Source organism: Citrobacter sp. RHBSTW-00944 (genome assembly GCF_013615435.1).
Taxonomy (GTDB): Bacteria; Pseudomonadota; Gammaproteobacteria; order Enterobacterales; family Enterobacteriaceae; genus Citrobacter; species Citrobacter braakii.
In genome coordinates, this window is the sequence record NZ_CP055418.1 from 153988 (window position 1) to 178361 (window position 24374).

The 24374-nt window shown below is 52.2% G+C and carries 25 protein-coding genes; 12 read left to right on the forward strand and 13 right to left on the reverse strand.

What is annotated here, in order from left to right:
- Positions 1-100 precede the first annotated feature (100 nt).
- The 4 genes from pfkA (at position 101) to HV334_RS00800 (ending at position 4491) form a co-directional block, all read left to right on the forward strand.
- Positions 101-1063 (forward strand): 6-phosphofructokinase, encoded by a 963-nt coding sequence (gene pfkA, locus HV334_RS00785; RefSeq protein ID WP_003028778.1) that lies wholly within the window; start codon positions 101-103, stop codon positions 1061-1063.
- A 206-nt stretch (positions 1064-1269) separates the two neighbouring features.
- Positions 1270-2259, forward strand: a complete 990-nt coding sequence (sbp, locus tag HV334_RS00790; protein WP_047497565.1) for a sulfate/thiosulfate ABC transporter substrate-binding protein Sbp — start codon at positions 1270-1272, stop codon at positions 2257-2259.
- A gap of 104 nt (positions 2260-2363) precedes the next feature.
- The gene (locus HV334_RS00795) at positions 2364-3113 is read left to right on the forward strand and encodes a CDP-diacylglycerol diphosphatase (protein WP_181221058.1); all 750 of its coding nucleotides are present in this window, start codon (positions 2364-2366) and stop codon (positions 3111-3113) included.
- 73 nt (positions 3114-3186) lie between these two features.
- Positions 3187-4491, forward strand: coding sequence for an SLC13 family permease (locus HV334_RS00800; RefSeq protein ID WP_181221059.1), 1305 nt, complete (start codon positions 3187-3189; stop codon positions 4489-4491).
- Positions 4492-4573: 82 nt separating this feature from the next.
- On the opposite strand, the gene tpiA is transcribed toward HV334_RS00800, so the two are convergent.
- Together tpiA and HV334_RS00810 are read right to left on the reverse strand one after the other, a co-directional pair.
- Positions 4574-5341 carry a triose-phosphate isomerase gene (gene tpiA / locus HV334_RS00805; RefSeq protein ID WP_003028783.1) on the reverse strand — a complete coding sequence of 256 codons (768 nt, stop codon included), beginning with the start codon at positions 5339-5341 and terminating at the stop codon, positions 4574-4576.
- Positions 5342-5452: 111 nt separating this feature from the next.
- Positions 5453-6049 carry a YiiQ family protein gene (locus tag HV334_RS00810; RefSeq protein WP_049282363.1) on the reverse strand — a complete coding sequence of 199 codons (597 nt, stop codon included), beginning with the start codon at positions 6047-6049 and terminating at the stop codon, positions 5453-5455.
- 100 nt (positions 6050-6149) lie between these two features.
- Here HV334_RS00810 and HV334_RS00815 point away from each other — a divergent pair, with 100 nt between their 5' ends.
- Positions 6150-6581, forward strand: coding sequence for a DUF805 domain-containing protein (locus HV334_RS00815; RefSeq protein ID WP_016155251.1), 432 nt, complete (start codon positions 6150-6152; stop codon positions 6579-6581).
- A 39-nt stretch (positions 6582-6620) separates the two neighbouring features.
- Here the strand turns inward: HV334_RS00815 and fpr are convergent, their stop codons facing one another.
- The 4 genes from fpr to HV334_RS00835 form a co-directional block, all read right to left on the reverse strand.
- Positions 6621-7367 carry a ferredoxin--NADP(+) reductase gene (gene fpr / locus HV334_RS00820; protein WP_181221060.1) on the reverse strand — a complete coding sequence of 249 codons (747 nt, stop codon included), beginning with the start codon at positions 7365-7367 and terminating at the stop codon, positions 6621-6623.
- Positions 7368-7462: 95 nt separating this feature from the next.
- Positions 7463-8473: a class II fructose-bisphosphatase gene (gene glpX / locus HV334_RS00825; RefSeq protein ID WP_016155253.1), complete on the reverse strand. Its 1011-nt coding sequence runs from the start codon at positions 8471-8473 to the stop codon at positions 7463-7465.
- A 135-nt stretch (positions 8474-8608) separates the two neighbouring features.
- Positions 8609-10117: a glycerol kinase GlpK gene (gene glpK / locus HV334_RS00830; RefSeq protein WP_016155254.1), complete on the reverse strand. Its 1509-nt coding sequence runs from the start codon at positions 10115-10117 to the stop codon at positions 8609-8611.
- A 22-nt stretch (positions 10118-10139) separates the two neighbouring features.
- Positions 10140-10985: an MIP/aquaporin family protein gene (locus HV334_RS00835; protein ID WP_016155255.1), complete on the reverse strand. Its 846-nt coding sequence runs from the start codon at positions 10983-10985 to the stop codon at positions 10140-10142.
- A 428-nt stretch (positions 10986-11413) separates the two neighbouring features.
- Between HV334_RS00835 and zapB the strand changes: the two genes are divergently transcribed.
- From zapB to HV334_RS00855, 4 genes are all read left to right on the forward strand, one after another.
- Positions 11414-11659 carry a septal ring assembly protein ZapB gene (gene zapB, locus HV334_RS00840; protein WP_019077914.1) on the forward strand — a complete coding sequence of 82 codons (246 nt, stop codon included), beginning with the start codon at positions 11414-11416 and terminating at the stop codon, positions 11657-11659.
- 92 nt (positions 11660-11751) lie between these two features.
- A complete protein-coding gene (locus HV334_RS00845) occupies positions 11752-12129 on the forward strand; it encodes a hypothetical protein (protein WP_249415046.1) in 378 nt (125 codons plus the stop codon).
- Between the two features lie 43 nt (positions 12130-12172).
- The gene (locus tag HV334_RS00850; RefSeq protein WP_181221061.1) at positions 12173-12520 is read left to right on the forward strand and encodes a hypothetical protein; all 348 of its coding nucleotides are present in this window, start codon (positions 12173-12175) and stop codon (positions 12518-12520) included.
- Between the two features lie 28 nt (positions 12521-12548).
- Positions 12549-13246 (forward strand): IS1-like element IS1B family transposase gene (locus tag HV334_RS00855; RefSeq protein ID WP_095033700.1). Its coding sequence is split into 2 segments (ribosomal slippage): positions 12549-12798 and positions 12798-13246, totalling 699 coding nucleotides; the frame shifts between segments, so codons are not numbered across the junction.
- 134 nt (positions 13247-13380) lie between these two features.
- On the opposite strand, the gene rraA is transcribed toward HV334_RS00855, so the two are convergent.
- From rraA to priA, 7 genes are all read right to left on the reverse strand, one after another.
- On the reverse strand, positions 13381-13866 hold the full coding sequence (gene rraA / locus HV334_RS00860; protein ID WP_008787034.1) for a ribonuclease E activity regulator RraA: 486 nt from the start codon (positions 13864-13866) through the stop codon (positions 13381-13383).
- 92 nt (positions 13867-13958) lie between these two features.
- Positions 13959-14888: a 1,4-dihydroxy-2-naphthoate polyprenyltransferase gene (menA, locus tag HV334_RS00865; RefSeq protein ID WP_016157915.1), complete on the reverse strand. Its 930-nt coding sequence runs from the start codon at positions 14886-14888 to the stop codon at positions 13959-13961.
- A gap of 67 nt (positions 14889-14955) precedes the next feature.
- Positions 14956-16287: an HslU--HslV peptidase ATPase subunit gene (hslU, locus tag HV334_RS00870; RefSeq protein WP_003028803.1), complete on the reverse strand. Its 1332-nt coding sequence runs from the start codon at positions 16285-16287 to the stop codon at positions 14956-14958.
- Positions 16288-16296: 9 nt separating this feature from the next.
- Positions 16297-16827, reverse strand: a complete 531-nt coding sequence (gene hslV, locus HV334_RS00875) for an ATP-dependent protease subunit HslV (protein WP_003028805.1) — start codon at positions 16825-16827, stop codon at positions 16297-16299.
- Between the two features lie 91 nt (positions 16828-16918).
- Positions 16919-17893, reverse strand: coding sequence for a cell division protein FtsN (gene ftsN / locus HV334_RS00880; RefSeq protein ID WP_181221062.1), 975 nt, complete (start codon positions 17891-17893; stop codon positions 16919-16921).
- 93 nt (positions 17894-17986) lie between these two features.
- Positions 17987-19012: a DNA-binding transcriptional regulator CytR gene (cytR, locus tag HV334_RS00885; RefSeq protein ID WP_016157916.1), complete on the reverse strand. Its 1026-nt coding sequence runs from the start codon at positions 19010-19012 to the stop codon at positions 17987-17989.
- 156 nt (positions 19013-19168) lie between these two features.
- On the reverse strand, positions 19169-21367 hold the full coding sequence (gene priA, locus HV334_RS00890; protein ID WP_181221063.1) for a primosomal protein N': 2199 nt from the start codon (positions 21365-21367) through the stop codon (positions 19169-19171).
- A gap of 257 nt (positions 21368-21624) precedes the next feature.
- On the opposite strand from priA, the gene rpmE reads away from it, so the two are divergent.
- From rpmE to HV334_RS00905, 3 genes are all read left to right on the forward strand, one after another.
- Positions 21625-21837, forward strand: coding sequence for a 50S ribosomal protein L31 (gene rpmE, locus HV334_RS00895; protein WP_008787040.1), 213 nt, complete (start codon positions 21625-21627; stop codon positions 21835-21837).
- Positions 21838-22176: 339 nt separating this feature from the next.
- A complete protein-coding gene (locus HV334_RS00900) occupies positions 22177-22857 on the forward strand; it encodes an oligogalacturonate-specific porin KdgM family protein (RefSeq protein WP_181221064.1) in 681 nt (226 codons plus the stop codon).
- A gap of 87 nt (positions 22858-22944) precedes the next feature.
- Complete coding sequence (locus HV334_RS00905; RefSeq protein ID WP_047497587.1) at positions 22945-24369, forward strand: glycoside-pentoside-hexuronide (GPH):cation symporter; 1425 nt, start codon at positions 22945-22947, stop codon at positions 24367-24369.
- Positions 24370-24374 lie beyond the last annotated feature (5 nt).

A 24374-nucleotide genomic window follows, 5' to 3' on the forward strand; every position in this document is an offset into this window, starting at 1 on the left:
TGATTGTTATACTATCTGCATATTCGTTGGATCGTTTCGATATGCGGAATCGACTTCCGGCAGCAGATTTCATTTTGCATTCCAAAGTTCAGAGGTAGTCATGATTAAGAAAATCGGTGTGTTGACAAGCGGCGGTGATGCGCCGGGCATGAACGCAGCAATCCGTGGTGTTGTACGTGCAGCGTTGACGGAAGGGCTGGAAGTCATGGGGATCCATGATGGCTACCTGGGTTTGTATGAAGACCGTATGGTTCAACTTGACCGCTACAGCGTGTCCGACATGATCAACCGTGGCGGTACATTCCTCGGTTCTGCCCGCTTCCCGGAATTCCGCGACGAAAACGTGCGTGCCGTGGCTATCGAAAACCTGAAAAAGCGTGGCATTGACGCGCTGGTTGTTATCGGTGGTGACGGTTCATACATGGGGGCAAAACGCCTGACTGAAATGGGCTTCCCATGCATCGGTCTGCCAGGCACTATCGACAACGATATCAAAGGCACCGACTACACCATCGGTTATTTCACCGCTCTGGGTACCGTAGTCGAAGCGATTGACCGTCTGCGTGATACCTCTTCTTCTCACCAGCGTATTTCCATCGTTGAAGTGATGGGCCGCTACTGTGGCGATCTGACCCTGGCGGCTGCCATTGCTGGTGGCTGTGAGTTTGTGGTGGTTCCGGAAGTGGAATTCAGCCGTGACGATCTGGTTGCTGAAATCAAAGCAGGCATCGCGAAAGGTAAAAAACACGCGATTGTGGCGATCACTGAGCACATGTGTGACGTTGACGAACTGGCGCATTACATCGAGAAAGAAACGGGTCGTGAAACGCGCTCAACCGTACTGGGTCACATCCAGCGTGGTGGTTCTCCGGTGCCTTACGACCGTATCCTGGCGTCCCGTATGGGCGCATATGCCATTGAACTGCTGTTGGCCGGTCACGGCGGTCGCTGTGTAGGTATTCAGAACGAGCAACTGGTTCACCACGACATCATCGACGCGATTGAAAACATGAAGCGTCCGTTCAAAGGTGACTGGCTGGACTGCGCGAAAAAACTGTACTGATTGTTTTTTCCGCGCCTGATGGCGCTAAGCGCATCAGGCCTACAGGTTGCAAAGACTTGTAGGCCTGATGAGCCGCTAACCATCATTCGGCACAATTCCCCGCATTTATTCCCCTAAGTTATAGCAAATCTTTTTTTATTCTTTAATGTTTGGATACCTTTCTGACACGCTTTGCTCATCACAACACCACATAAGAGAGCTGGGCGATGAACAAATGGGGCGTAGGGTTAACATTATTGCTGGCATCGACCAGCGTTCTGGCAAAGGATATTCAGTTACTTAACGTATCGTACGATCCAACGCGTGAATTGTACGAGCAGTACAATAAGGCCTTTAGCGCGCACTGGAAGCAGGAAAAGGGCGACAACGTCGTGATCCGCCAGTCGCACGGCGGTTCGGGTAAACAAGCGACCTCCGTCATTAACGGCATTGAAGCCGATGTCGTGACGCTGGCGCTGGCTTACGATGTGGATGCCATTGCTGAACGTGGTCGTATCGATAAAAACTGGATTAAGCGTCTGCCGGATAACTCCGCGCCATACACCTCCACCATCGTTTTCCTGGTCCGCAAAGGCAACCCCAAACAAATTCATGACTGGAACGATCTGATCAAACCAGGCGTGTCGGTCATTACGCCAAACCCGAAAAGCTCAGGCGGCGCACGCTGGAACTATCTGGCGGCATGGGGCTACGCCTTGCACCACAACAACAACGATCAGGCCAAGGCACAAGACTTCGTGAAGGCCCTGTATAAGAATGTTGAAGTGCTGGACTCCGGTGCGCGTGGCTCAACCAATACCTTCGTTGAGCGCGGTATCGGTGATGTGCTGATCGCCTGGGAAAACGAAGCCCTGCTGGCGACAAACGAGCTGGGCAAAGACAAATTCGAGATAGTGACGCCGAGTGAATCTATCCTCGCGGAACCGACCGTTTCCGTGGTCGACAAAGTAGTGGAAAAGAAAGACACCAAAACGGTGGCGGAAGCCTACCTGAAATATCTCTATTCTCCGGAAGGTCAGGAAATTGCAGCGAAAAACTACTATCGTCCGCGTGATGCAGACGTTGCGAAGAAATACGAAAATGCATTTCCGAAGCTGAAACTGTTCACCATCGACGAAGAGTTTGGCGGCTGGACGAAAGCGCAGAAAGAGCACTTCTCTAACGGTGGTACGTTTGACCAGATCAGCAAGCGCTAAATAAGTCTGTGATTTACCGACCCGGTGGCATAACGCGACCGGGTTTTTTATTTGTCATGGTTTTGCGTTACTCTTGCCCTTCAATGAGATACAGGGAACGCGTAATGAAAAAAGCAGGCTATCTTTTACTGGCGGTGATTGTAGTCGCCGCTGCTGCAGGTATCGGGTACTGGAAATTCACCGGTAACCCGGACGCATTACGCCAGATTGTTCTTCAGCAATGCCTGCCACACCAGTTGCAGCAGCAGGATCCTGCGCCGTGCGCAGAAGTGAAGCCAGATGCCGGATATGCGGTGTTCAAAGACCGAAATGGCCCTTTGCAATATTTGTTGATGCCCACTTACCGCATCAACGGTACAGAAAGCCCACTGCTGTTAAAATCAGGCACGCCGAACTTTTTCTGGTTGGCCTGGCAGGCGCGTAGCTTTATGAGCCAAAAATACGGCCACGAAATCCCTGACAAAGCGGTCTCTCTGACCATTAACTCGCGTAGCGGGCGTACACAAAATCATCTGCATATTCATATCTCCTGCCTGCGAACCGATGTCAGACAACAGCTGGATGACAATCTGGCGAAAATCAGTACTCGCTGGCTGCCTTTACCGGGTGGACTGCGCGGTCATGAATATCTGGCGCGTCGCGTCACGGAAAATGAACTGGCGCAACGCAGTCCATTTATGATGCTGGCAGAAGAGGTGCCGGATGCGCGTGAACATATGGGCAGCTATGCGCTGGCGATGGTGCGTCAGAGCGATGAGTCTTTTGTCCTGCTGGCGACCCAGCGCAATTTGTTGTCGCTCAATCTCGCCTCCGCTGAGGAAATTCAGGATCATCAATGTGATATTCTGCGTTAACCCCACCTAATCTGGCATTTACTCCGCATGTCTGTCCCCGTATTCTTGTTGAAAAAAACAACAGGAGACAGGCATGTCGCTCTGGCTTACACACCCTTTGTTTATCCCCTCTCTGGTGGTTGGCATTACTATCCTGCTCTGGGCGACGTCGCTACTGCCGGAGTTTATAACGGCGCTGCTGTTCTTTGCCGTAGCAATGGTCGCCAAAATCGCACCTGCGGATGTGATCTTTGGCGGATTTGCGTCTTCGGCATTCTGGCTGGTCTTTAGTGGTTTTGTGCTGGGTATCGCGATTCGCAAAACGGGGCTGGCGGACAGGGCGGCGAGAGCGCTGTCATCGCGATTGACCGATTCCTGGCCGTTAATGGTGGCGAGTGTGGTGCTGCTCAGTTACGCGCTGGCGTTCGTGATGCCGTCCAACATGGGGCGTATTGCGCTGCTGATGCCGATTGTTGCCGCAATGGCGAAGCGTGCCGGAATTAACGAGGGTACGCGCGCCTGGTATGGTCTGGCGCTGGCCGTCGGGTTTGGGACGTTCCAGCTTTCCGCGACCATTTTACCCGCTAACGTGCCAAATCTGGTAATGAGCGGCGCGGCGGAAGGCTCTTACGGCATCCACCTCAATTATCTTCCCTATTTGCTGCTGCATACGCCGGTTCTGGGTTGGCTGAAAGGCGCGGTGCTCATCATGCTTATCTGCTGGCTGTTCCCTGGCAAGCCCCACGCACCGCGCGATCTCACGCCAGCGGAACCAATGAGCCGGGATGAAAAACGTCTGGCCTGGATGTTAGCAGTGGTGCTGCTGCTGTGGGTAAGTGAAAGCTGGCACGGTATAGGGCCTGCGTGGACCGGGCTGGCGGCGGCGGTTATCACGCTGCTACCACGGGTTGGCTTTATCAATGGCGACGAGTTTTCCTCCGGGGTAAATATCAGGACCTGCATTTACGTGGCGGGGATTCTGGGGTTGGCAATCACCGTTACCCAGACCGGCATTGGCAGTGCAGTGGGCGAGGCGCTGTTACAGGTGATGCCGCTGGATGCGGAAAAACCATTTACCAGCTTTCTCGCGCTGACCGGCATTACCACCGCACTCAATTTTATTATGACGGCGAACGGCGTTCCGGCGCTGTATACCACTCTGGCGCAAAGTTTTGCCGATGCGACTGGGTTCCCGCTGCTGTCGGTAATTATGATTCAGGTATTGGGGTATTCCACACCGCTACTGCCGTATCAGGCTTCGCCGATTGTGGTGGCGATGGCGCTTGGGAAAGTGCCTGCGAGGGCGGGGATGCTGCTGTGTATCGCGCTGGCGACGGCAACATATCTGGTTCTTCTGCCGCTGGATTATCTGTGGTTTAGCGTGTTGGGTAAGTTGTAAAAAAAAGCCCGGTAGCGCTAACGCTTACCGGGCCTACAGTCTTGGAGGGCGGGTCAGCGAAGCGCTACCCGCCTCAACAGCATTACGCCTGTTTAGCCGCTTCTGCTGCTTTAACGATGACCGCGAAGGCATCTGCTTTCAGAGAAGCACCGCCAACCAGCGCGCCATCGATATCCGGCTGAGCGAACAGTTCTGCTGCATTAGCTGCGTTTACGGAACCGCCGTACTGGATGATAACTTGTTCAGCGATTTTCGCGTCAGCTTTAGCAATGTGGTCACGAATGAATTTGTGAACAGCCTGAGCCTGAGCAGGAGTTGCAGATTTACCGGTACCGATAGCCCATACTGGTTCGTAAGCGATAACGACGCCTTCGAATGCTGCCGCGCCCTGAGTTTTCAGAACGGCGTCGATCTGACGTGCACAGACTTCTTCAGTTTTGCCCGCTTCGTTTTCTGCTTCGGTTTCACCGATGCACAGAACCGGAGTCAGACCTTGTTCTTTCAGCACGGCGAATTTTTTAGCGATCAGCTCGTCAGACTCTTTGTGGTAAGTACGACGCTCAGAGTGACCGATAATGATGTACTGCGCGCCGATATCTTTCAGCATTTCAGCACTTGTTTCACCGGTAAATGCGCCAGACAGGTTCAGGTCAACGTTCTGCGCGCCCAGGATAATGTGGCTACCGGCAGCGGCGTGTTTCGCCAGGTCGATATACATTTCCGGCGGAGCGATTGCTACTGCACAGCCAGCAACGCCAGCCAGTTCTTTACGCAGATTAGCAACCAGTTCGTTTACCATGTGGCGGCTGCCGTTCAGTTTCCAGTTACCCATCACTAAAGGATGTCGCATTTCATTTCTCCACGCTTGTCAGCGAATTAAGGAATATGGCCGCCCGTCAGGGCAGCATGGTCTGTGAAACAGTATAGAGATTCGTCTGCGGAAAGGCTTTGCTTTTTGTCATCAATTCGCCTTCTCAAGACTATCTGATAGTGCCAGCTTAATCGGTTCAACAGCGAAGGTCAGCCCTTTTTCACCGTTATCTGCCACAACATAGCGAATTGCGCCTTCTGTTTCGGCGTAATAGTGTTTACCTTTGCCGGCAGCGAGCAGTTTTTGCAGCTTTTTCTGGCTCTGCTCTTTCGTCAGTAGCGGCGCGACGGTACGAATGACGGCGGTCATGTATTCCAGCGCTTTCGCTTTGGCCGCCTTTTGTTCTGGTCCCTGAATCGGCAACCAGGTTATCTGCATACTTTTGATTTTTAGCGTGCCGCGCTCAAGGGCGGAGGACGCATACAGGTTTTCATTGATTTTACTGGCCGCGCGGGTGAGGTTTGCCCGATCGCGGCTGCTGTCGATGGCGCGGAACTCATTCAGGATAAGCTTCGGATTCTGCGTATTAAAGTTTTCGCGAAACTGGCTAATCGACAGGTCAAAGGTCGGCGCACCCGCCAGTAAATAGGGGGCCGTGGTTGCCGTCGATGGCTCTTCCGCCCGTGCCGCAACGCTCGCGGTGAAGGCTGAAAACAATAATAAAAACAGTGTAAATCCTTGCTTCATCAATCGTACCTTTCGTTATGACTGCTCACGATTAAAACGGTAACTGTCGGGCTTGTCAAAAGGGTAAACTGTTCTGGAAGGTAATAATAAAGGAACTTACATGACCATACAGCAGTGGTTATTCTCATTTAAAGGGCGCATCGGGCGCCGTGATTTCTGGATTTGGATAGGTCTGTGGATCGTCGGAATGCTGGTTCTGTTCTCGCTGGCGAGCAAGCAATTACTCGATATTCAGACTGCGGCATTTTGTCTGGTTTGTCTGCTATGGCCGACGGCGGCAGTGACGGTAAAACGCCTGCACGATCGGGGACGTTCTGGAGCGTGGGCGCTGCTGATGATTCTGGCGTGGATGCTGCTGGCCGGAAATTGGACGATGTTACCCGGCGTCTGGCAATGGGCGGTTGGTCGCTTTGTTCCGACGCTCATTCTGGTCGGTATGCTTATCGATCTGGGCGCGTTCGTTGGCACCCAGGACGAAAATAAATATGGTAAGGATACGCAGGACGTAAAGTACAAAGCCGAGCGCCAGTAGTTGTAGACCGGAGAAGCGCAATCGCCGCCCGGCAAACCCTCACCAGTAATGCTCAGCAGTCATATGGCCCGGTCGACGGCGCAGGTGTTTGGTCATCTGCCGGGTCTCTTTCAGCAGTTGCTGCGTGTCGCGTACCATTTGTGGATTTCCGCACAACATCACATGGCTGGTTTCTTTATCCATTGGCAGCCCTACCGCCTTTTCCAGTTCACCGCTTTCAATCAGCGCCGGTACACGCCCGGTCAGCGAATCTACGGCTGTCTCACGGCTAACAACCGTCTGGATGCGTAATTTACCTTCGTAGCGCTTTTCCAGCGCCTGCATCAATGGCAGGTAGCTCAAATCGGCGGCATAGCGTACGGCGTGGACCAGCACCAGATTTTTAAAGCGATCCAGGTCTTTGCCTAATTGAAGAATCGACAAATACGGGCCGATAGCCGTGCCGGTTGCCAGCATCCATAGCGTTTCGCAATCAGGGACTTCATCCAGCACGAAGAATCCAGCGGCCTCACTCACCACCTGAACTTCATCGCCAGGCTTTAGCGCCGCCAGTTGAGGGCTGAGTTTGCCGTCGGGAACCGTCACCAGATAAAATTCTAAGTCGGGGTTATCGGGCGCATTCACGTAGGAATAGGCGCGCTGGACGCGCTCACCGTCGATCTCAAGGCCAAGCTTGGTGAACTGACCTGCAGTGAAAGGAAGAACCGGAGCTCGCACGGTCAAACTAAACAGGGCATCGGTCCAGTTCTGCACCTTTGTGACTTTGCCTGTTACCCAATCTGCCATGGTTTTCTCCTGTCTGCTTTGATTGCCTTATCTTCGTTCGTTGGACGAAAGATTTCCAGCCCGGATGGGCTGGAAGGCTCTATTGATCAAATCAATTACAGGATGTGCGCCTGCACATCGGGATCTTTGCGATCGAGGTAGTGAATCGACTGAATGCGGCGGATCGTGCGTGATTTGCCGCGGATCAACAGCGTTTCGGTGGTTGCGATATTGCCTTTACGGCTAATTCCTTCCAGCAGATCGCCTTTGGTGATGCCGGTAGCGGAGAAAATGACGTTGTCGCTGCGCGCCATTTCATCCAGACGCAGCGCTTTGCCCGCTTCAATGCCCATCGCGGTGCAGCGGGCCAGTTCCTGTTCGCCAATACGACGGTTCTCTTCGCTGTCGCCTTTGACGTCATGGCGCGCCAGCAGGCGGCCCTGCATGTCGCCGTCCAGCGCGCGGATGACGGCCGCGGAAACCACGCCTTCCGGTGCGCCGCCAATACCGTACAGCACGTCAACTTCGCTGTCTGGCATACAGGTCAGAATCGAGGCCGCAACGTCGCCGTCAGGAATGGCGAAGACGCGCACGCCCAGTTTCGCCATCTCTGCAATAACCTCGTCATGGCGTGGTTTTGCCAGGATGGTGACGGTCAGGTCACTCAGTGGTTTGTTCAGCGCGGCTGCAATGTTTCGCAGGTTGGTTTCCAGCGACAGGTTCAGGTCGATGGACCCTTTTGCGCCAGGGCCGACAATCAGCTTTTCCATGTACATGTCTGGCGCGTTCAGGAAACAGCCTTTATCGCCTACAGCCAGCACCGCCAGCGCATTCGCCTGGCCCATTGCCGTCATACGCGTGCCTTCGATAGGATCGACGGCGATGTCGACCGCATCACCGTGGCCGGTTCCGACTTTCTCGCCGATAAACAGCATCGGCGCTTCATCAATCTCACCCTCGCCAATCACGATGGTGCCGTCGATGTTGACCTGGTTGAGCATAATACGCATGGCGTTCACCGCCGCGCCATCAGCGGTATTTTTATCGCCGCGGCCCAGCCATTTATAGCCAGCCAGCGCGGCCGCTTCGGTCACGCGTGAAAATTCAATGGCAAGTTCTCGTCTCATTGCAAACTCGTAGCTGAAAGGAATGGCGCGAAGTGTAGCACAGGGGAGGGGACTAGATTATTGATGTGTGTGCGGGGTTGCCCCCGCACGAAGATATTGCCGGACAAGGTAAAGTCGCCATCCGGCAATGACGAATTACTCGTCGTGATCTTCCCACGCCATGGCGCGTTTGACCGCTTTTTTCCAGCCGCTGTAACGGAAATTACGCTCGGTGGTTTCGATGCCCGGGCGGAATTCACGCTCGATGACCGCTTTCTCCTGCAGTTCATCCAGATTCTGCCAGAAACCTACTGCCAGACCGGCAAGGTACGCAGCACCCAATGCGGTGACTTCGCGGACTTCCGGGCGCTCAACGCGCGTGCCGAGAATATCGGACTGGAACTGCATCAGAAAGTTGTTGGCGACCGCACCGCCATCGACGCGCAGGGCGTGCAGGCGAATACCGGAGTCAGCCTGCATCGCTTCCAGTACGTCACGGGTCTGGTAAGCGATAGACTCAAGCGTTGCGCGGATGATGTGGTTGGAGTTTACGCCACGGGTCAGGCCGAAGATGGCTCCGCGTGCATACGGGTCCCAGTACGGTGCGCCAAGGCCTGTGAATGCCGGAACGACGTATACGCCGTTGGTGTCTTTCACTTTGGTGGCGAAATATTCAGAGTCGAATGCATCGCTGATGAGTTTCATTTCATCGCGCAGCCACTGGATGGATGCGCCAGCCATAAATACCGCACCTTCCAGCGCGTAGTTCACTTCCCCGGTCGGTCCGCAGGCGATGGTGGTCAGTAGTCCATTTTCGGACTTAACGGCTTTCTCGCCAGTGTTCATCAGCATGAAGCAGCCGGTACCGTAGGTGTTTTTCGCCATCCCTTCCTTCACGCACAGCTGGCCAAACAGAGCAGCCTGCTGGTCACCGGCAATACCGGAGATAGGAATACGAATGCCGCCTTTACCACCGATGTTGGTCTGGCCGTACACTTCAGAAGAACGACGCACTTCTGGCAGCATTGCACGCGGAATATCCAGCGCATCCAGCATCGTGTCATCCCAGTCCAGGGAGTGGATGTTGAACAGCATGGTACGAGAGGCGTTGGTGTAATCCGTTACGTGTACGCGCCCCTGCGTCATTTTCCAGATAAGCCAGGTGTCTACCGTACCGAACAGCAGTTCGCCGCGACGAGCGCGCTCACGTGAGCCTTCTACGTGGTCGAGGATCCACTTCACTTTAGTGCCGGAAAAGTATGGGTCAATTACCAGACCCGTGTTATTACGGATGTACTCTTCCATTCCGTCGCGCTTGAGCTTTTCGCAGATATCCGCGGTACGACGACACTGCCACACAATTGCGTTATAGATAGGCTTACCGGTCTCACGCTCCCAGACGATGGTGGTTTCACGCTGGTTGGTAATACCGATCGCTGCAATTTCATCGGAACTGATATCGGCTTTCGCCAGAACTTCTACCAGCGTGGAGCTTTGGGTCGCCCAAATTTCCATTGGGTCATGTTCTACCCAACCTGCTTTCGGGTAGATTTGCTCGAATTCGCGCTGTGAAACGCTAACGATATTCGCATCGTGGTCCATTACGACCGCGCGGGAGCTGGTGGTGCCCTGGTCGAGCGCAACGATATATTTTTTTTCAGTCATGATTATTTGTCCCGTAGTCACATTACTGCGAAGCTTTTTGTTGAGTGTTGGTCGCAACGTCTTTCTCTTCAATCGCGCAGACATCGCACGGTAAATGGCGACCAATCAGTTTGCGATATGCCCATGCGCCTAAAATCGCGCCGGTAATCGGGCCAAACACCGGGACCAGGAAGTAAGGGATATCACGACCACCCGTGAAGGCAATCTCACCCCATCCGGCCATCCAGGCGAAGAGTTTCGGTCCGAAGTCACGTGCCGGGTTCATCGCAAAACCTGTCAGCGGACCCATGGAAGCACCAATAACGGCAATCAACAAGCCGATCAGCAGTGGTGCCAGCGGACCACGAGGTACACCGTTACCATCGTCGGTCAGAGCCAGAATCAGCCCCATTAGAATAGCGGTAATGACCATTTCAACCGCGAAGGCCTGCACAAAATTGATATGCGGGTTCGGATAGGTCGAGAAAGTACCTGCCAGACCCAGGCTCTCGGTACTGCCGCGCACGATATGGTTAGTTTGTTCGAAATCGATGAAAAGATTGTAATAAAGCCCGTAAACCAGTGCCGCTGCGCAAAAGGCGCCGGCAATTTGCGAAATAATAAAAGGAGCAACTTTGCGTTTATCAAAACAGGCGAACAGCCAGAGTGCGATGGTTACCGCTGGATTCAGGTGTGCACCAGAAACGCCTGCAGTCAGATAGATAGCCATCGCTACCCCCAGACCCCAGATGATACTGATTTCCCACTGACCAAAAGTAGCCCCAGCAACTTTGAGTGCAGCGACACATCCCACACCGAAGAAAATCAACAACCCGGTACCGAGGAATTCAGCAATGCACTGGCCTTTTAAGGTTGATGTTTGACTCATAATCGGATCCTGAAGAGAGTTTAATGTTTATTGTATGCGAGAAGGTCACTGACATCCCCGGAGCCGGTAGGCACACTGTTAATTTATCGTTAACGCTCAAAAACGAGAAATATCGAAATTGAAATGTGTGTACTCCATCAACAAAATGAGCGTTATCGCGCTATTTCGCGGTATTTGTTATACAAAAATAGTGTGAGCTGAATCATTTCAATGATCAATTCGTTAACACTTAAGAGTTATGATAGTAATGTCACCAGGAGAAAGACGAAAAGTGTTGCAAACCGCAATCTGCGCGGGATGCCGCTGGACAGGGATGACGCGGCTTCATACAATCGGTGTTAAGTAGAGTGCGCTCGTTTTTATTAAGGCGTCGCCGGTTATCGGGACGAGGATTTTTATCCATCAACGCCTTGCAATTCAGGAGAGGTATGACGATGTCATTAGAAGTGTTTGAGAAACTGGAAGCAAAAGTACAGCAGGCGATTGATACCATCACGCTGTTGCAGATGGAAATCGAAGAGCTGAAAGAAAAGAACAACTCACTGTCGCAGGAAGTTCAGTCTGCACAGCAGCAGCGTGAAGAGCTGGAGCGTGAGAACAACAACCTGAAAGAACAGCAGAATGGCTGGCAGGATCGTCTGCATGCCCTGTTGGGGCGTATGGAAGAAGTCTAATTCTGATTTCTTTAAAAAGGCATCCATAATGGATGCCTTTTTACTATGTAGACTTTAGGATATCGTAATTCTCAAATTTCAAAGAATACGATATGACAAAAAGAAACGATATTATTGATAATTTGGATCGATTTATCACCAGAGATATTAGATATGGTCTTATCTATACAGATAATCTAGGGTGGATTGATTTAGGCCACGCTAATCCGGCAGGCGCTGAAAAATTATGGTTTGAAATGACAAGACCTCGTGGTGGTGATAGTGAATTTTATGAAGTAAATTACCATCAAAGTATGTCTAAAAGCATTCACGGTCTAAATATCAATGCTGGTATATATCGTAGATTCATGGTGCGACGAGGATTGCAGGAGCGAATTCTGCAAGGTATTGCTTTGTCTATATTCTTGAGTACGTCACATCGTTTCGAATCCTTACAGGATTTTTGGCCTTACACTTATTTATGGATGTAATAAAACCTGTTGCGAATCCAAATTATGTTCGGGAACTCCGTATATGACGTTTCGACGATTAGGTGTTATTATTGCATTTATGCTTTTCTTTGCGCTGCTTTATTGTTATTTCATGGTGAGTGTCTTTACAAAAAAATGCTATACGCAGCATGATTTATTAATTTATCAGCTATTAACGCCGAAATTGATTAAACAGGTTCCAAGGGTATCCAGCGACTGGTTTTTTGTAAGCCATACAGATGAGGGTAGCCATCTTCAACGCAGTGAAATAGTTTTTACGGGGATACCTAAGAATGATATTCACAGAGCAGAAGAAAAATTAAACGCATATGTTGAATCTTATCCTGCAAGTCGTGAGATGATGGGTGATGCTGCCAACTTACTGATTTAGTGTATGATGGTGTTTTTGAGGTGCTCCAGTGGCTTCTGTTTCTATCAGCTGTCCCTCCTGTTCAGCTACTGACGGGGTGGTGCGTAACGGCAAAAGCACTGCCGGACATCAGCGCTATCTCTGCTCTCACTGCCGTAAAACATGGCAACTGCAGTTCACTTACACCGCTTCTCAACCCGGTACGCACCAGAAAATCATTGATATGGCCATGAATGGCGTTGGATGCCGGGCAACCGCCCGCATTATGGGCGTTGGCCTCAACACGATTTTCCGCCATTTAAAAAACTCAGGCCGCAGTCGGTAACCTCGCGCATACAGCCGGGCAGTGACGTCATCGTCTGCGCGGAAATGGACGAACAGTGGGGATACGTCGGGGCTAAATCGCGCCAGCGCTGGCTGTTTTACGCGTATGACAGGCTCCGGAAGACGGTTGTTGCGCACGTATTCGGTGAACGCACTATGGCGACGCTGGGGCGTCTTATGAGCCTGCTGTCACCCTTTGACGTGGTGATATGGATGACGGATGGCTGGCCGCTGTATGAATCCCGCCTGAAGGGAAAGCTGCACGTAATCAGCAAGCGATATACGCAGCGAATTGAGCGGCATAACCTGAATCTGAGGCAGCACCTGGCACGGCTGGGACGGAAGTCGCTGTCGTTCTCAAAATCGGTGGAGCTGCATGACAAAGTCATCGGGCATTATCTGAACATAAAACACTATCAATAAGTTGGAGTCATTACCAGATGATGAGTGTCGTTGTTGAAGCAAGAGCTGGGAATTATGATGTTAAGGTCATTCACTACAAATCGGATGAATGAAGAAAATAAAAGGCCATCAAACTTGCTGATGGCCTTTTTCACTTACTCGATATCGAGCGGGTCTTCGGAGAGGATTATCCCGGTGTTGTCGGCGTACAGGTGGTCGCCGGAGAAGAATGTCACGCCGCCAAAGTTGACGCGCACATCGCTTTCCCCGATACCTTCTCCTGAAGCACCTACCGGAATTGCGGCAATCGCCTGAATGCCGATATCCAGTTCTTCCAGATCGTCTACCTGGCGGACTGAGCCGTAGATGACCAGACCTTCCCATTCATTCTGTACGGCCAGTCGTGCCAGTTCGGCATCGACCAGCGCACGACGGACAGAACCGCCGCCATCGACCAGCAGAATGCGACCACGGCCATTTTGTTCGAGCAGATCGTACAGCAACCCGTTGTCCTCGAAACATTTTACCGTGATGATTTGTCCGCCAAACGACGACCGTCCTCCAAAGTTAGAGAACAGCGGTTCCACGACGTTGACATCTTCCTGATAGATGTCACAAAGCTCGGATGTATCGTATTTCATAGGCTTAACGTTCAGTTGCTGCGAGAATTTTTAGTATATCGCGCTATGTGTACTGTTGGCAAAATCATCAATTGTTAATTGATATTTGTCAGTTAAAGAGACCACTGACTTAAGAAAATTCCAACGACAAACAGCAAGTTAGTTAATAGCGCCGCTTTTACGGTGCGTTCCAGCATCGGACGCATTGCCGCAGGATCCATTTCGCGCATCACGTAACGCGCCTGTTTGAAAAGCAGCGGAGCGGCAAGGATAAACAGCCATCCCCACAGACTTTGTAGCGAAAACAGGTTAAACAGCGCCAGGCAGACCAGCGTCCCCATCAGCAGGCAGGCATGGTAGCGGCGGGCATTGACGGCACCTAAACGTACTACCAGCGTGTTCTTGCCGTTCTCTCTGTCGCTGTTGATATCGCGCAGGTTGTTGACGTTGAGCACGGCAGTTGCCAGCAGACCACAGGCGGTGGCAGGCAGAATCAGCGCCGGAATCAGCGTATGCGCCTGCAGATACCAGCTTCCCATCACGCTAAGCCAGCCAAAGAATACCAGCACGGAAATATCGCCCAGACCGATATATCCGTATGGGCGATTACCCACGGTGTAGGTGATCGCCGCAATAATCGACAGGCCCCCAAGCACCAGGAAACCGACAAAATCCGCCAGCGTGTGACAGGCCACAGCAACCAGGGCCAGGCCCGACAAACAGATCAACACCACGGTGACGATCAGCGCACGCTTCATCTGCTGTTGGGTGATAACCCCTTTTTGCATACCACGCAGCGGTCCAATGCGATCGGGCTTGTCGCTGCCTTTGACGGCATCGCCATAGTCGTTAGCGAGGTTGGACAGAATTTGCAGCAGTCCTGCTGTAATCAATGCCAACAGAGCAACCAGCGGATCGAAGTATCCTTGCCACCATGCTAATGCCGTACCGACGATGATCGCCGCGAAGGCGAGCGGTAAGGTCTTAGGTCGTAAACTTTCCAGCCAGGCTTGTGAGCGGCTAATTTTTTGTTGTTCAGTCATATTTAGCGCCAATAAAAATGGGGCTTTATCAGCCCCATCAACAGTGATGAAAATGCATTGAACGCGATTATAGGATAAAACGGCTCAGATCTTCATCTGCGACCAGCGCATCCAGATGTTTGCTCACATATTCGGCATCAATTGTGATGCTTTGGCCGTTTAAATCGCTCGCATCATAGGAAATATCTTCCATCAGACGCTCGAGAACGGTATGCAGACGACGTGCACCGATGTTTTCGGTGGTTTCATTGACCTGCCAGGCCGCTTCGGCAATGCGTTTAATGCCCGATTCGGTGAAGTTGATGTCCACACCTTCGGTCGCCATCAGCGCTTTGTACTGGACGGTGATGGAGGCATTCGGTTCGGTAAGGATACGCTCAAAATCGCTGGTGGTCAGCGCCTGCAGCTCGACACGAATCGGCAGACGACCCTGCAGTTCCGGGATCAGGTCAGACGGTTTCGCTACCTGGAATGCGCCAGAGGCGATAAACAGAATGTGGTCTGTTTTCACCATACCGTGTTTAGTGGAGACCGTGCAGCCTTCAACCAGCGGCAGCAGGTCGCGCTGTACGCCTTCACGGGACACGTCCGGGCCGGAGGATTCGCCGCGCTTACAGATTTTGTCGATTTCGTCGATAAACACGATTCCGTGTTGCTCAACGGCGTCGATAGCTTCCTGTTTCAGCTCTTCCGGATTCACCAGTTTGGCCGCTTCTTCTTCAATCAGCAGCTTCATCGCGTCTTTGATTTTCAGCTTACGCGGTTTTTGCTTCTGACCGCCCAGGTTCTGGAACATGGACTGTAGCTGGCTGGTCATCTCTTCCATTCCCGGAGGCGCCATGATTTCAACGCCCATCGGTGCGGCCGCGAGATCGATTTCGATCTCTTTATCATCCAACTGGCCTTCACGCAGTTTTTTACGGAACGCCTGACGCGCTGCAGAAGGTTCCTGCGGCTGCTCTGACTGTCCCCAGTTATTTTTAGCCGGTGGGATCAGCACGTCGAGAATGCGCTCTTCCGCCATCTCTTCGGCACGGAAGCGGTTTTTCTCGATGGCCTGAACGCGGACCATTTTGATGGCAGCATCGGTCAGATCGCGGATGATAGAGTCAACTTCTTTACCAACATAGCCGACTTCGGTGAATTTCGTTGCTTCAACTTTGATGAACGGCGCGTTGGCCAGTTTTGCCAGACGACGGGCGATTTCGGTTTTACCGACGCCGGTTGGGCCAATCATCAGAATGTTTTTCGGCGTAACTTCATGGCGCAGCTCTTCGTTGAGCTGCATGCGGCGCCAGCGGTTACGCAGGGCAATCGCCACGGAACGCTTAGCGTTATCCTGGCCGATGATGTGTTTGTTCAGTTCGCTGACAATTTCGCGTGGGGTCATTTCAGACATGGGGGATCCTTACGCTTTGGAGTTCAATTCTTCGATGGTATGGAAGTGGTTGGTATAAATGCAGATATCCCCTGCAATATCCAACGCTTTCTCAGCAATCTCGCGTGCGCCAAGCTCAGTGTTTTCCAGCAGAGCGCGTGCAGCAGCCTGGGCGTAGGGACCGCCGGAGCCGATGGCAATCAGATCGTTTTCTGGCTGGATGACGTCGCCGTTACCGGTGATGATGAGTGATGCGGTTTCATCCGCAACGGCCAGCAGCGCTTCGAGTTTGCGCAGCATACGGTCGGTACGCCAGTCTTTTGCCAGTTCAACGGCAGCTTTCACCAGGTGACCCTGGTGCATTTCCAGCTTGCGTTCAAACAGTTCAAACAGCGTGAATGCATCCGCAGTACCGCCCGCAAAGCCCGCGATGACTTTGTCGTTGTACAGACGGCGGACTTTCTTCACGTTGCCTTTCATTACGGTGTTACCCAGTGTGGCCTGACCATCACCGGCGATTACCACATGGCCGTTACGGCGTACGCTTACTATTGTTGTCACGAGCAGACCCCTTGGTTACAAATGCAAAACACAGGCCCCGCGCAGTATGCGGGGCGTAATGCAAGTATAGATGGGGGGGATTTTGGGGGTTTCAACCCCCAGTGGCGAGTCGAATGCAGTTTGTGTGACCAGCAACTTTCAGGCGGCTGATGGTGTTGTCGGCATTCTCTTTGCCTTTGACCGGACCAATGACCACGCGATTCCAACCGTTATTGGTGGTAATACGTGAGTTGAAGCCTTCAAAAGCCAACTGCGCGCGCACGGTTTCTGCCTGCTCAGCGCCTTTAAATGAGCCGCACTGTACCATCCAGCGGCGTTCATCTTTTTTCTCCGCCGTCTGTTTTGGCGGCTGCGTTTCATTCGTTATCGGCGCGGCCGGCTGCGTTTTCGGCTGAGCGGCGGTGGTATGCGCAGGTGTTTGCAGTAGATCCTGATACGGCTGTTGGGCCGCCGGTTTTGGCTGCGCCTTCGGCTGCTGTACCGGTGCGGCTTGCGCAGTACGCGTTTGCTGCTGCTGGTTCGGCTGTTCCGTTACCCGTTGGCGCGGCTGTTGAGCCTGCTGTTGGGTGTTATTCCACTGCTGCTGTTGCACCTGACGCTGACGCTGCAGCGTTTGCTGGCGTTGTTCAGCAGTTTGTTCGTTCCACGGTACTTCGTTGAGCTGCGTTGGCTGTTGGCGCATATCGGCCTGCATTTGCGCCAACAACTGGCGCTGCTCATTGGTAAGCTGATCGGCGTTCAGTACCTCGCCGCCTGCAGACGGTTCGGTAGGCGCACGTACGCCAGGCTGACGGCTTTCCAGCTCTTTGATGTATCGCCAGCGCTCTTCCGGTTTTGGCGGGATGCCATTACCGGTGACTTTCTGGTTTTGCAGCGTTTCGGACTCTTCTTTCTTGTGATGCGTAATGAAGTACAGACCACCGATAAAGGTCACGAGTACGGCTGCAGCAATAGCAACCATAGCGGGCGATACCGCAGGCGTATTGCGTTGTTTTTTCCGTGATGTGCTCTTCTTGCGCCGCGAAGGTACCGGTTGGCCGCGACGTACATAATCTCGTTGTGCCACTATCGTTTCGCTGTATTTATTCGTTCGTCAGCCCGCCATGTTACTTAAGCGGCGGGCCTTTGACCAGACAGGGGAGTCCGAAAGCACTTTACTTTACGTCAGTGCCCGGGTAGTGCCCCGAATAATAAGCTCGCAGTCCAGTAAACGTGAGCCACTGCTGACGTTCTGACCTTGTAGTTGATCGAGCAGTAACAGCATAGCTTCACGTCCGATATCGAAACGCGGCTGTGCGACGGTTGTCAGGGGTGGATCACAAAATTCCGTGAGCGAAATATTATCAAAGCCAATGATGGATAAATCGTCAGGTACCTTCAGACCCTGACGTTTGGCGTAAGAGAGTGCCCCCAGCGCCATGACATCGCTGTGGCAAAAGACCGCAGTAGGTGGCTGTGGAAGCTCAAGGAGCTGCTTAAGCGCATTGGCTCCCGCTTCATAGGTAAAGTCACCGCGCGCGATGAAATGCGGATCGACCGTAATTCCGCTGCGGCGCAATGCCTGAACGTAACCTTGCAGACGGTAATGGCACAGCGGCATATCCTCTGGTCCGGCGATACAGCCAATGCGTTTATGCCCCAGTTCCAGCAGATAGTTCATCGCGTTGAAGGCGGCGGTGAGATTATCAATGTGCACGGTGGGGAGTTCCAGCTCTGGCGCGAACTCGTTGGACATGACCATCGGCGGCAAGTTGCGCTGCTCTTCCACGCTGGCATCAAACGGCAGGCGCGAGCTGAGCAGCACCATGCCATCGATCTGTTTGGTGATAATGAGGTTGAGGAAGGTCTTTTCCTGCTGATTCTGGTGGGCGCAGTCGCCGATAAGCACCAGATATCCCTGCTCAGCGGCGGTCACTTCTATGCCGCGAATCACTTCGCTAAAAAACGGATCGCAGATATCCGGGACAATCACCAGAATGGTACGTGATTCATTACGCTTAACGTTGCGTCCCATTGATTGGGGTAAATATCCCACTTCCAGCGCAGCCTGTTCAACCTTGTTACGGGTTGACTGCGAGACTTTGTCCGGGTTCATTAACGCGCGGGATACGGTTGCCGTTGAGACTTTCGCCTTCAGAGCAACATCTTTCATCGTAGCGGCGGCAACCTGCTTATTCGGTTTCACTCTTTCTCCTCGCCAGAGAGCTGCTGGCACAGACTCGTCCTTGAATAGCCTTCATCTGAAACATTTTTATCAGATAGTTAATGGAAGCGGTTACAGAATTTTCATAAAAAGTGTGATGGATCTTTAATTTTACGATCCGCCTCGCATCGTGAGGGATTATCCCTCGATGGGATCGACATCCAGCACCCATTTAACCTTACGTGCATCGGGTAACGTATTGATCAGCGCCAGTGTGCCGCTGACGATATGCTGCAGGCGAATTCGCGACGGATGTTGCAACAAAATTTGCCAGCGATAGCGACCGCCGCGCTTGGGGGCCAGGGCGGGAACCGGGCCGAGCACCCACAGTTTGTCATCGGCAAGCGGACTGGCCTGGATCAGATTTCGCAACTGTTGTAAGAACATAGGCGCATGCTGGTTGTTATGATCTTCTGCCCGCACAATCACATGGCTGGTCCACGGTGGAAGCTGGAGCGTTTGTCGCTCGGCCAGCGCCTGCTCGGCAAACGCGTCATAACCTTTGTACAGCAAAGTTTGCAGCAGCGGATGTTCAGGATGGTGCGTTTGTAGCACCACTTCGCCCTGTTTCCCGGCGCGTCCTGCTCGCCCGGAGACCTGCGTGTAAAGCTGGGCGAAGCGTTCTGCCGACCGGAAATCTACAGAGAACAGCGCGCCGTCAACGTCCAGAAGCGCCACCAGGGTGACGTCCGGGAAGTGGTGGCCCTTGGCCAGCATTTGCGTGCCGATCAGAATTCGTGCGCCGCCGCGATGTACTTCCGCCAGATGCTGCTCCAGCGACCCTTTACGGCTGGTGGTGTCGCGATCGATGCGTGAGATTGGCACACCGGGGAAAAAAGGGGCCAGAGCCTGCTCAAGCTGTTCGGTGCCGAGTCCAACCGGAACCATATGCGTTGAGCCGCAGGAAGGGCACTGACGTGGTATTGGGCGCTGGCTGTCGCAGTGGTGGCAGCGTAAATGGTGCTGTGCCTGATGCAGCGTGTAGTAGTGATCGCAGCGCGGACATTCGGCAATCCAGCCGCAGTCATGGCACAGCAGCGCAGGAGCAAAGCCCCGGCGGTTCAAAAACAGAATCACCTGGTTATCCGCCTGCAGGTGCTGACGCATACGGGTGATAAGCGCAGGGGCAAGTCCGGCCTGCACCTGCTGACCTTTGAGATCCAGCACGTGCTGAGTGGCGGGGCGCGCATTTCCGGCACGACGCGTCAGGCGCAGCATGCGATATTTTTTCTGTCGCACGTTGCACAGCGTTTCCAGAGCCGGAGTGGCTGAGCCGAGAATAATCGGGATCTGCTCGCTGTGGGCGCGATAAACCGCGAGATCGCGTGCATGATAGCGCCAGCCTTCCTGCTGTTTATAAGAGCTGTCGTGCTCTTCGTCGATGACAATCACGCCGAGATTTTTAAACGGTGTAAACAGCGACGAGCGCGTGCCGATAACAATCGCCGCTTCGCCATTTTTTGCTTTCAGCCAGGCCGAAAGACGTTCGCTGTCGTTCAAACCGGAGTGCAGGACTTCGACCGGCGCATTGAAGCGTTCGCGAAAACGGGCAATAGTTTGCGGCGTCAGGCCAATCTCCGGCACCATCACCAGCGCCTGCTTGCCCTGAGCCAGGACATTTTCCAGTACGCTTAGATAGACCTCTGTTTTGCCTGAGCCCGTCACGCCCGCTAATAGCCAGGCGCTAAAACTGTCCGCGGCGCTGTGAATCGCCCCGACGGCGGTGGCTTGCTCGGTGTTCAGTCGAAGACGCTCACCGGAAACCGCGTAGTGGGTACGCCAGTCGCTAAAACCTGGCGTTTCGCTCGCCAGATCGCACAGCCCTTTTTTCCGCAGCGCCTGTAATGCGGCGTCATTAAATTCGAGCTCAGCCACCTGGTCGCGCCAGATTTTTCCCTGGCGTAGCGCAGCCAGCGCCTGCTGTTGCTTGGGAGAGCGCTTGAGGCTGTTGAGATCAATAACCTGACCTTCTTCAGTGGCAAACCAGTACCATATGGGCGCGTTTGTCGCCGGGCGTCCCTGGCGCAGCAGAATCGGCAGGGCGTGAAACAGTACGTCGCCGATAGGATGGTGATAATAGTCAGCCGCCCACAGCAGTAGACGCCAGACGGAGGTCGAATAAACCGGCTCGCTGTCCAGCACTTCGAGAACGGCTTTCAATTCGCTCAGCGGCAGTTCGCTGTGCTCGCTAACGGATAGAACGATGCCCACGCGCTCCTGTTGCTTGCCAAAGGGCACGCGTACACGACACCCAGCTTTGGCGCTCATGCCTTCCGGCAGCAGGTAGTCAAAGGTGCGAGGTAGCGGAACGGGTAAGGCAACGTGCGCAACGGGCATTGAATCATCCTGACTTGAAATCTGGCGGGTTAGTATACACATTAGTGAAGGGTAGAATGCGGATCAGTTTGCATGAGCAGGTTAATTTCTGTATGATTCGCCGCCTTTGATGCAAATTGATTGCGTCAAACAATGACCATTACCCGAGAGTTTCAGGCTGTTGATGCAGCGTGAAAGGTGACGGGGAATAATTAACATCGCGTGGTGTCTGGCGTTAGGGCTGGAAGAGCGACGCGGCCTTAAACCGAGGTTTTCCCATGAAAAAAGATATTCACCCGAAATACGAAGAAATTACTGCAAACTGCTCTTGCGGTAACGTCATGAAAATCCGCTCTACCGTCGGTCACGATCTGAACCTGGACGTGTGCGGTCAGTGCCACCCGTTCTATACTGGCAAGCAGCGTGATGTTGCTACCGGTGGCCGTGTTGATCGCTTCAACAAGCGTTTCAGCATCCCAGGCAGCAAGTAAGTTTCAGCTGTCAGAAAAAAGCGCCTTATGGCGCTTTTTTTGTATCTGCGCCTGCAGACTGAAATTCGTATTGATGTATTGAATGATGTCTTTTATTTAATAAATAAAACAGCGTTTTTATTTTTACGATAAAATGTTTCAACTGGTGATCTGCGTCCTTTTTATCTTCTTGTTTTTGCCACTTATGCCAATCTTTGGCAAAATACCAAAGGTTTCCTCCTTCTTTCTAAAATACACTTTCGTGGAAATATAAAATTATTCTTATTCCTTCATCGTTTCTTCATTTATGGACGGAGCGAGATGGGCAATTTCCTAGATTTAGTGTGAAGAGGGATGGTCATGAAATTTAAATCCGCGTTATTACTGATTCCATTATTCTCTGCGGCCGCGCAAGCGGGTTATGTTGATTATCGACATGAATATTATGATGATGGTCGTAATTATGACCGTGTTTATATGTCGCATCGTTTTGCTACGGGTTTTGGTGTGGCAGTCGAGGCCATTTCACGTTCCGAAAATACGCAATCTAATGATGCGTGGAATAATATGGAAAGTAATGGCAACGAGTATACGGCGAGCTACCAGTTCACCTGGAATGACCTTGTCTGGCAGCCGGGTATTGCGATCGAAACGGGCGATAACATCGCGATTTATAAGCCTTATATTCGCGTGCAGTATAACATCAATGACCATTGGTGGACTGCGTTCCGCTATCGTCAGGAGTACATGCGTAGAAACACTGACGGCAAGGATGACCGCATGGTCTATCGTCCGGAAGCATGGCTCGGTTACAACATCAATGACTGGATGTTTGAGCTGAACGGTATTTATAAAATTGCCGATAGCGAAGATTTATATAACAACCGAAAAGACGATTACGAATATAACTTCCGTGTGGCGTATAAAATAGGCTCATGGGTTCCATTTGTTGAGGTAGGTAACGTTTCCTCGGGGTATAACACCACAACCACAGACGATCGTCAGACCCGCTATCGCGTTGGTCTCGGTTATAACTTCTGACCGTTAATACACTTCGTATCGATTTATTACGCTGAGCATCGGTATACGCATAGTTTGCGTGAATAATGTGTCTAAGGAGTTAACATCATGTCTAATGATGGAACAATGATCGGAAGCAATCAAAATATTGCCGTCAGGCCTTTCGGATTAAGAGATAAATTCGGTTATTTATGTGGTGACCTCGGAACCTGTTTTATTCTTGGACTGGTAAATAGTTTTTTAATGATTTATTACACCAACGTACTCGGTATTTCCGGTGTTATTGTTGGTTCACTCTATTTTGTGACCAAACTCTTTGATGCGTTTGTCGACGTTGGTGTAGGGCGCTTATGTGATACCTCTAAACTGACGGTACATGGGCGATTTAACCCCTGGGTGCGCCGCATGAAGTACCCGTTTTGCATCATTGCGGTCGTTCTGTTCCTGCCGTTTGTGCATGATTTTTCTTATACGGCGAAAATTATCTACATCTGCTGTTCCTATTTTATTTACGGTTCGCTGTTATCGACAGTGAGTATTCCGTATGGCGCCATGTCTGCGGCGATTAGCTCGAACCCGGAAGATCGCGTATCGCTGTCAACCTGGCGCAGCGTTGGGTCCGCCATCGGCGGCGGGACAACCGGCTTTTTTATTCCGATCCTGATGTACACCACTCTGGTGGACGGAAGCCAGGTGATCTCTGGGCAGCATTTCTTCTGGATTGCCATTGGTTGTTCTGTGCTGGGGTTTATCTTTTTAACGTTGACCTGTCAGTTAACGACGGAACGCGTGCGGGTTGAAAGAAAAGAGAGCATGCCGGTTTCTGTGCTGCTGAAGGGGTTGCTACGCAATAAAGCGCTGATTGTTTTAGTGGTTGTGGATCTGCTGATTGTGATTAATCAGGGGTTGTCTGGTACCAACATGACTTACCTGTTTAATGACTATTTCCATAACAAAGAGGCCATGTCCGTTGCATTGCTCTTCACCTTTGGCTCTCTGGTTTTGCTGGCACCCTCGGCATCCTGGCTCACGAAGCGCTTCGGTAAGAAAGAAGCCAGCGTAGGCGCGCTGCTCTTTGCGGTAGCCATGTATGTGATTATGTACTTCACCCACATTACCGACGCGAAGGTTTATTTGGTTTTCCTGTTCCTGGCGACGCTGGGAGCTGGGTTATTCAACCTGATGATTTGGGCGTTTATGACCGATGTGTGTGATTATCACCAGTATGTCACCGGCGATCGTGAAGATGGGACCGTCTATGGCGTGAACTTCTTCGCCCGCAAGGTTGGCCAGGCGTGCGCAGGGGCTATTGGCGGCTTTATGCTGGCCATCATTGGTTATCAATCTTCGTCAACGGGTGGCGCTGTGCAAACCAGCATTGTGCAGGAAAACATCTATACGATGGCGAATCTGTTACCGGCTTTATGCCTGTTTTTGGCCGCGGTCATTCTGATTTATTTCTATCCATTGAACCGTAAAGAGACGCTCAAAATGGAAGAAACATTGAATAAGCTTAATGGTATCAGTAAGTAACGTAG

Coding starts and splice junctions, on each gene's coding strand:
- priA (WP_181221063.1), bottom strand. CDS start 21,367: ATGCCCGTTGCGCACGTTGCCTTACCCGTTCCGCTACCTCGCACCTTT.
- rraA (WP_008787034.1), bottom strand. CDS start 13,866: ATGAAATACGATACATCCGAGCTTTGTGACATCTATCAGGAAGATGTC.
- HV334_RS00845 (WP_249415046.1), top strand. CDS start 11,752: ATGACAAAAAGAAACGATATTATTGATAATTTGGATCGATTTATCACC.
- HV334_RS00800 (WP_181221059.1), top strand. CDS start 3,187: ATGTCGCTCTGGCTTACACACCCTTTGTTTATCCCCTCTCTGGTGGTT.
- HV334_RS00835 (WP_016155255.1), bottom strand. CDS start 10,985: ATGAGTCAAACATCAACCTTAAAAGGCCAGTGCATTGCTGAATTCCTC.
- HV334_RS00815 (WP_016155251.1), top strand. CDS start 6,150: ATGACCATACAGCAGTGGTTATTCTCATTTAAAGGGCGCATCGGGCGC.
- HV334_RS00795 (WP_181221058.1), top strand. CDS start 2,364: ATGAAAAAAGCAGGCTATCTTTTACTGGCGGTGATTGTAGTCGCCGCT.
- HV334_RS00810 (WP_049282363.1), bottom strand. CDS start 6,049: ATGAAGCAAGGATTTACACTGTTTTTATTATTGTTTTCAGCCTTCACC.
- HV334_RS00850 (WP_181221061.1), top strand. CDS start 12,173: ATGACGTTTCGACGATTAGGTGTTATTATTGCATTTATGCTTTTCTTT.
- menA (WP_016157915.1), bottom strand. CDS start 14,888: ATGACTGAACAACAAAAAATTAGCCGCTCACAAGCCTGGCTGGAAAGT.
- fpr (WP_181221060.1), bottom strand. CDS start 7,367: ATGGCAGATTGGGTAACAGGCAAAGTCACAAAGGTGCAGAACTGGACC.
- HV334_RS00905 (WP_047497587.1), top strand. CDS start 22,945: ATGTCTAATGATGGAACAATGATCGGAAGCAATCAAAATATTGCCGTC.
- rpmE (WP_008787040.1), top strand. CDS start 21,625: ATGAAAAAAGATATTCACCCGAAATACGAAGAAATTACTGCAAACTGC.
- tpiA (WP_003028783.1), bottom strand. CDS start 5,341: ATGCGACATCCTTTAGTGATGGGTAACTGGAAACTGAACGGCAGCCGC.
- HV334_RS00900 (WP_181221064.1), top strand. CDS start 22,177: ATGAAATTTAAATCCGCGTTATTACTGATTCCATTATTCTCTGCGGCC.
- glpX (WP_016155253.1), bottom strand. CDS start 8,473: ATGAGACGAGAACTTGCCATTGAATTTTCACGCGTGACCGAAGCGGCC.
- sbp (WP_047497565.1), top strand. CDS start 1,270: ATGAACAAATGGGGCGTAGGGTTAACATTATTGCTGGCATCGACCAGC.
- hslU (WP_003028803.1), bottom strand. CDS start 16,287: ATGTCTGAAATGACCCCACGCGAAATTGTCAGCGAACTGAACAAACAC.
- glpK (WP_016155254.1), bottom strand. CDS start 10,117: ATGACTGAAAAAAAATATATCGTTGCGCTCGACCAGGGCACCACCAGC.
- pfkA (WP_003028778.1), top strand. CDS start 101: ATGATTAAGAAAATCGGTGTGTTGACAAGCGGCGGTGATGCGCCGGGC.
- zapB (WP_019077914.1), top strand. CDS start 11,414: ATGACGATGTCATTAGAAGTGTTTGAGAAACTGGAAGCAAAAGTACAG.